Raw genomic sequence first — 7,036 nt, 5'->3', positions numbered from 1 at the left:
GCAGATTCCGAATAACGTTCAATAGTCCCATGTCGATCACTCCGTAAGCCCCCTCGCTCTTCACTCGGGGGAGGGTCACATGGGTCAAATCTCAATGAAAATTCTATGCCTACCCGGGTCACTTCTCAGTGCAAATCAACATGCCGCAACCTGTGCGCTATGCCACCGCAGCCTTTCATCAGATCGGTGACAATCTCGAAGCTGCGGCGCGTGTTGCGGGGGCTTCATCGCTGCGTGCGTTTTCGCGGATCCTCATCCCGCTGATCGCGCCCAGCCTGCTTGCGGCGATGCTTCTGGTCTTTGCCGTTGCTACGCGCGAACTCGTCGCCTCGATTGTGGTCGCGCCGGTGGGCGTTTCTACGATTTCCACCTATATATGGAGGCAGTTCGAGCAGGGCTCGGTCGGGCTGGGGATGGCGATGGCGTTTGTGACGATCCTGATCACCACGGCCTTTCCACTGATCGGGCTAAGCCTGATGGGGCGGCGCAGCGGCCTTTTGTGATGTTGATCGCACAGCTAAGCGACCTTCACCTGCGCGATGACGGGGCCGATCCTTGCCACGACCCGGTCGAGGCAACTCGGCGCGCACTCGAGGCGATTGCGGCGATGGAACGGCTGCCAGATGCTATTGTGATCACCGGGGACATCATTGACAGGACCGCCAAAGGTTACGCCCATGTCCTGCCTTTTCTGAAAGATGCACCGGCCCCTCTGTTCGCGCTGCCAGGCAACCATGATCAGAGCGCGGAGTTTCGCTTAGCCTTCGGCGCAGGGATGGCCTACCACCCCGAGCATCTGAGCTTTGTGCAGCCCGTGGGCGAGGCTCTGCTTATCGGCCTCGACAGTACCATGCCGGATGGTTCGGGCGGGTTGGATTCACCCCGGCTGGCGTGGTTAGCTTCTGTTCTGGCGCAGACACGGCGGCCCGTCATCTTGGCGATGCACCATCCGCCATTTCCAACCCTGACCGCGCATCTTGACAGGCCCGGGTTTGCCGGTGCTGCCGAACTAGCCGAGATTGTGACCAAAGCACCTGTGTGTCGGATCATTGCGGGGCACAGCCACCGCGCTATCCAGACATGCTGGGCAGGCGTTCTGGCCAGCACTGCACCAGCGATTGGCCACGCCCTCAGCCTTTCCTTGACCGGCCAAACCCCGCACCGCCCAATGCCCGGCCCGCCCGGTTTCGATCTCCACCTGCTGCAAGAGGACCGTGTTGTCAGCCACCTTGTCTCTTTGGCCTGACAGGCGACAGATGAGCACATCGCTGTTGGCCGGCGTCCTGGCAAACAGGGCGATGGCACGCTTGTGCTTTCACTCTCGGACAGAACGGGAGCCGTGGCGATTGCCGTAGACGCTGCCTCTGATCGATATAGCACTGACGAAACGAGTGTAAGCGCTACGCTACCCCCCTCCTGCCGTCCAGTGAAAGTCGAGCGCCACATCCTCTCGCTGCCATTTAGTCGCGAAGAAACGAGACTGTCATGGTTACGGAGATCGGTGGCCATCTACAGGCTCGCTTTTGGCCAACCTCGCCAGGACGATCTTCTAGCGCTTCTGGACAAAGCTCGGGACGCACTGTCGGACAGAGATCTGGGTGAATTGCAGATCAACCTCAGACCCTCTGCAGTAGGTTCAGCGTCGCCAGAGATGGGGCTCAAATGAAACGCGCTGAAGCCTCGAGGGGGGGCTCGAAAAATGTTGACCAGGTGTTGACCAGAAATTGCACGCCAAATTCCCCAGTGTTTCACTAGGGAACTAAGCATTTGATATATTTCGAGATTTTGGTTGCGGGGGTAGGATTTGAACCTACGACCTTCAGGTTATGAGTCGTGTCGAACGAACCATGAACAATCGCGCAGGATCGCGAGTTTTTGCGCGGTTTCCGCCAGTTGCGAGGCCGTTCCCCGAGGCCGGCCTGCGCGCGGATTGTCAGGATTGCGCAGCGGTTTTTCCCCTCGTGCTTCCACCATGCTTCCATGTGGGTGTAGAACGATGGTTGTGGTAGCACATTGCATCATACTCATAAACGCCTGAGACGACATGCGCTGCTAAGTTCTTTGTGCATTATAGGTTGGCTTCTTGCGTGTATGTGACACCGCGAAGCACATTTGGTCCGTGTTCACGCATGTGCGCGCGCGCCGCATTAAGAAGCGCAGTTTCGGTGATAAACGGGCGCAAAGCTTCTAAGTCAACGTGATCCCGGTCGACTTGGCTGACTCTCCATGTGAGCGGGATAAATCCTTCATCCGCCACCGATTGCGAGATATGCGGAGATGCAGTTCCATAAACCTCACCGGTTTGGGGGTTCGTGATGATTGTTTCGTTTACGTTTGCTTCTTGGTCTTGTTCTGGATCGCGCCGCCTTTGTGTATTCAATCTGCGACCAGCGTCACTCAATTTATCCATGACAAACTTTCGAGCATCAGCCGCTTCCTTTTCCATATTTTTGAAAAAGCCCTCGACCTTTTTGAGCAGCTCTCGAATCGGCTTGGTGTCCTCCAGCCGGACACTTCGACATTTTCTATTTGCCGCTTCAAGTTGTTCGGCGAACGTCTTAGCACGAATAACCTCCTCTTCGGTCTCCAATCGAACAGGAACTCGATCTATTGCAGCCATAAGTGCCTTGTGGCGGTCGACAATCGGTTTATTGGCTTCTTCAACAGCCCGAATCACAGCTTCAATATCGGTTGCGAACAAGTTGTTTGTCATTGTCGACCTTCTTTTTTGCCCTTGGACATTCTGATTTTCATAATCTTGCCAAACCTAGCACAGATAAAATCAACGCGCAGTGCTTCGCCAGAACTCTGGTCGATGTTAACGACAAAAGACGGCGCATCGAAGAAGTCACCAAGCTTCAGGCCGCCTTTCTTAAGAGTCGATTTCCTCAGAAAACCCGTCCGGCGTTTGTTCGTATCCTGCCTGCGAAAGATAAACTTATAGTGGTTTTCTAGGTCCTCGAAGTCATCCAGGTCGTAAAGCGCAAGCTGCGCCCCGTCTCTTGCGCGGAATGCCAAGATGTTGCCAGTGCTCTTTGGATGCGCCGGCTTTCCGGCCGGACGTTGATTGTCCGTGCACGGGTGTTTCGGCCAAGGCCAGCCAACGTCATCAAAGAAGACGCGCCCACCGTTTGGAGATTGATAGAAGAAGACGGTCGCGCCGCAGACCGGGCAAGTTGCGTTTGGAACGATGTAGGACCTAACGGACCGAAACGGCGAACTGTCAGAAGCTCGCCCCTTTTCCCGATAGCCTCGGCACCAGCCGCCATGGATATGGATGGGCGTCGGGCGCCCATCCATGTACCTGAATATAATCGGTTCTCCACAAGTGTCGCAGGTTGCCATCTCCAGAAGCCTATCCTGCCCTCACTTAATGGTCATCAATCGCCGCGCTCCATGCGTGCACTCCAAGCAGCCTTGCCCATGCCCCTGCGATCGACCCGGCTCTCCATCGCCAGGGACGACTGGACCACCAACTCCTTTCGCATACGGGACGAGAACTGTCTGCCAGCATGCCGTGCCAACAGTTCGAGTTCCCGGATCATTTCGCGTCCTTGATCCAGGCCCTCGACGTAGCGACAAAGGTGACGCAGTTCTCGTTCTACGTATCTTCGTGCTTCATTATAGGCCGCGTCCCTGTTCATCCGGGCAGCAGTACTTACAATATGAGCGCTCCACGTCCGCGCAACTATCATGGCAATTTCGTCGTCACGGTACTGGTCGGTGTTGGTCGCTCCATCCACAGCAATAAGCCTCACCAGAACGGTATCCGTTTCAAGCCTGGTGCGATCGTCGACAGCACGTCCATTGGCGATCAGCGCAAACTCAAGCTCGTCATTCAGCCGAGCCTTGGGACAGGTGACCTTGAGAACGGCAACACGCTCGACGTCGTTTTGAACCGGCCCGAGAGGAACGAGGATGCGACCGTCACGGATCTCGGATCCTGTTCTCCCCAGCACCTCGACCCGCACGCTTGTCGGTACAATGAGCTCGATCTGTGCATCCTCCACGACAGTTCCGAAGATGTCGTCCAGTTCGCCCAGAAGCACCGAGGAGATCTCGCTCGTCAGTTCGGCATCGTGAAGGCGTCCACCACCGCTCTCGGCAATGCCCCTCAGCAGCTGCTCGTCGTAACCGTCGCCGATGCCGAGGCATGAGGTCAGGACGCCGCGCATCCGAAGCTCGCCCGCGTGCTCGCGGAGCTCTTCAGGGTCGACGATGCCGTCGTTAGCATGACCGTCACTCAGGATGATGACGTGTGGAGTCATGCGCGGGTCTTCTTCGGCGATCCCGGCAGCGCACTCGACACCGGCGAACCATCCCCCCGATAAAAGCGTCCTACCCCGCGTCTGAAGGCGCGAAATCTCCGACCGAATGCGAGCGGCGTTGTCGGTCGTCACCGCCACACCGTCGAGATGAACGAGGACATCCGACGCAAAGGACACCACGGTAAGACGATCTCGCGCTGTGAGGTGTTCTGCCAGGCCGAGAGCTGCTTCCTTTGCAGCCTCGAGCTTTCCGCCGCCCATCGAACCGCTAGCATCGATCACCAGAGCAATGTTGAGGGGCGCGCGCTCCGCCGGGCGGCGGTCATCCTTCCGGTGAGCCTTGAGCCGTGCGACAAGGAAGCGAACGGAGTCGCCGTCCTCCCAGAAGAGCTTGCGGTCGAAGGCGGCGGCGGCGGTGAAATTCACATCAGTCATTTTTTGCTCTCCCGGTGAGAATGGCACGGAATTGGTCCGCAAGTTGTTCGAAAAGGACCCGTTCGCGAGGTTCGAGATCGCCTCGCACGGAAAGTTCGAGGTCGGGCGTGACGGAGATCCGTGTCCAGACCGTCCCTCGAGACCGCCTCGGCGCCGGCGCTTCGAGTACCCTCTCCAACTGAAGGATCAGCCGCTCGATGCTCGCCAGTTCCGCCTGACGTTCGTCGGAGCGAGCTCTTCGATAGGACTCCATCGACGGCTTGCCGAAGCGAGGTTTGAAGGACGGCCGTTCTGATGCGCTCGAAGGGGCCTTCTTAGCAAAAAACTCCATCGATCGATGCGGCGGTTCCTCGGTGGCGCTTCGTGTCTGGATCCGCCTGAGGTAATCGCGCGCCGACCCAGTGGACACCGTTGTGGGACCTGCCTCGAGGGCCCACTCGCGGATCTGGTCCTCCGTCGCCATCATGAAGCGACGCCCGATCTCCGAAAGAGACAGCCCGTGCAGATCTTTGAGCGCCCGAACGGCCAGCGCACGATCTGCATTGCTCGCGGGGTATCGAGCGCCACGCCCAGGCTTGAAAGGTGGAGCCAGCAGTCCTTCGCCGACCCAGGACCGCAAGGTGCGTGCCTCAACCCCGGTACGTTCGCTCAGTTCTTCGAGTGTGAGTTCATCATCAGACATAGCGGCGATGTAGGTGGATTAATGCGACATGTCAATATGTCTCATTTATTGGAAGACATCCGTTGTTATTCGAAGCGACCGTCGCAAGTCGTCGAATTTGCGATCCCGCTCTCTTCGAAGGACTGCGTGCCATTTCCTTTTTCTTCGCTAATTCAACGTGTTCGTTGACTATCACCACGCCTTTCGCACTGTAGAGCAAAGGGAACCAGAAGGCCGCCTACCATGCCCAAGATCACCAAACGCCTCGTCGATGCCGCAGAAGCCCAAGCCACCGAATACTTCGTCTGGGACAGCGACATCCCCGGCTTCGGACTTCGGGTGCTGCCAAGCGGGCGCAAGGGCTATGTGGTCCAGTATCGCGCCGGGCGCCGATCCCGGCGGATTAGCCTCGGGCCTAGCACGGTCCTTACCTGCGAGCAGGCCCGCAACCGCGCCATCACCATCGTCGCCGCCGCGCGCAATGGCGAGGATCCTGCCGGCGAACGCGACGCCGGGCGCAAGGCGATCACCATCAAGGAACTGGCCGAACGGTTCGACAAGGAGCACATTGCGATCCGCTTGAAGGCCAGCACGGCCAAGGAATATCGCCGGAACCTCGAACGCTTCATCCTGCCCGCGCTGGGGCAGCTGACGGTCACGGGAATCACCCGGGCGGACGTGGCGAAGTTCCATCACGACCTCCGGCACATCCCCTATCAGGCGAACCGCTGCCTCGAAGTGGTCTCAAAGATGTTCAGCCTCGCCGAGCTATGGGGCCTGCGTCCGGACGGCACCAACCCACGAAAGCACATCCGGAAGTACCCCGAGGAGAAGCGCGAGCGGTTCCTCAGCGCGGCAGAACTCCGCCGCATTGGCGAAGTGCTGCGCGAAATGGAGGCTGAAAGAATCGAACTGCCTTCGGCCATTCTCGCCGCACGCCTGCTGATCCTGACCGGATGCCGCCTCAACGAGATCATGACGCTGAAATGGGCATACGCCGATCTGGGCGAGCGCGTCCTGCGCCTGCCGGATTCAAAATCCGGCGCCAAGGTCGTCCATCTCGGTCAGCCTGCCGTCGAGCTGCTCCGCGACGCCCAGCGCATCGACGGGAACCCATGGGTCATCGCTGGCACCCTGCCCGGCAAGCGCCTGAGCGATCTCCAGCCCTTCTGGCAGCGCGTCCGCGCGCGCGCCGGGGTGAAGGATGTCCGCATCCACGACCTGCGCCACACCTTTGCATCGACCGCCATCGCCTCGGGTCAGGGGCTGCCTATGATCGGGAAGCTACTGGGACATACACAGGTACAGACCACGGCCCGCTACGCTCATCTCGCGGCCGAGCCAGTGCGGATGGCGGCGGACGCGGTGGCGCAGAACTTGCGGCAATCCTTGGGATAGTTTGCGGAGGGAGCCAACCTGGCACCCAACTCTCTTTTGTGGATGCCGCTCGTTTTGCAAGGAAATTCTGAACCTTTGGACATGTGATCGAGCGCGTACTTTTGTCAGGCCTGTTTGTGCGGCGGACAGTGGCGCCGCGGGCCGGTTCTCTGATTGCGGCCCTGTCAAGCGGAAAGCAACTGATCCGTCCGGGGTCATGGTTCTCTTCGAGGTCACACATGGTTTGCGCCTCAGCATGGCATCCGGTGGTGGTCGTCTCCAATGTATGGATCGG

The 7,036-nt window shown here is 58.8% G+C and carries 7 protein-coding genes; 3 read left to right on the top strand and 4 right to left on the bottom strand.

The window, feature by feature from the left end:
- Nucleotides 1-140 precede the first annotated feature (140 nt).
- Together JJ869_RS20795 and JJ869_RS20790 are read left to right on the top strand one after the other, a co-directional pair.
- A complete protein-coding gene (locus JJ869_RS20795; protein WP_292270293.1) occupies nucleotides 141-503 on the top strand; it encodes an ABC transporter permease subunit in 363 nt (120 codons plus the stop codon).
- Nucleotides 503-1,246, top strand: a complete 744-nt coding sequence (locus JJ869_RS20790) for a metallophosphoesterase (RefSeq protein ID WP_292270290.1) — start codon at nucleotides 503-505, stop codon at nucleotides 1,244-1,246. Before JJ869_RS20795 ends, JJ869_RS20790 begins: the two co-directional genes overlap by 1 nt.
- An 822-nt stretch (nucleotides 1,247-2,068) precedes the next feature.
- Here JJ869_RS20790 and JJ869_RS20785 read toward each other — a convergent pair.
- From JJ869_RS20785 to JJ869_RS20770, 4 genes are read right to left on the bottom strand one after another with little or no spacing between them, the layout of a single operon-like run.
- Complete coding sequence (locus JJ869_RS20785; RefSeq protein WP_292270289.1) at nucleotides 2,069-2,713, bottom strand: hypothetical protein; 645 nt, start codon at nucleotides 2,711-2,713, stop codon at nucleotides 2,069-2,071.
- On the bottom strand, nucleotides 2,710-3,345 hold the full coding sequence (locus JJ869_RS20780; protein WP_292270287.1) for a hypothetical protein: 636 nt from the start codon (nucleotides 3,343-3,345) through the stop codon (nucleotides 2,710-2,712). The genes JJ869_RS20785 and JJ869_RS20780 overlap by 4 nt, the downstream gene beginning before the upstream one ends.
- 35 nt (nucleotides 3,346-3,380) lie before the next feature.
- Nucleotides 3,381-4,703 (bottom strand): VWA domain-containing protein, encoded by a 1,323-nt coding sequence (locus tag JJ869_RS20775; RefSeq protein ID WP_292270285.1) that lies wholly within the window; start codon nucleotides 4,701-4,703, stop codon nucleotides 3,381-3,383.
- Entirely contained in the window at nucleotides 4,696-5,385 is a 690-nt protein-coding gene (locus JJ869_RS20770) for a helix-turn-helix domain-containing protein (RefSeq protein ID WP_292270282.1), read from the bottom strand. The genes JJ869_RS20775 and JJ869_RS20770 overlap by 8 nt, the downstream gene beginning before the upstream one ends.
- A 222-nt stretch (nucleotides 5,386-5,607) precedes the next feature.
- Between JJ869_RS20770 and JJ869_RS20765 the strand changes: the two genes are divergently transcribed.
- Nucleotides 5,608-6,762, top strand: a complete 1,155-nt coding sequence (locus JJ869_RS20765; protein WP_292270280.1) for a site-specific integrase — start codon at nucleotides 5,608-5,610, stop codon at nucleotides 6,760-6,762.
- The last annotated feature ends 274 nt before the right edge of the window (nucleotides 6,763-7,036 follow it).

The organism is Marivita sp. (assembly GCF_017643905.1).
Taxonomy (GTDB): Bacteria; Pseudomonadota; Alphaproteobacteria; order Rhodobacterales; family Rhodobacteraceae; genus Marivita.
This window is presented reverse-complemented; position numbering and strand designations above follow the sequence as displayed.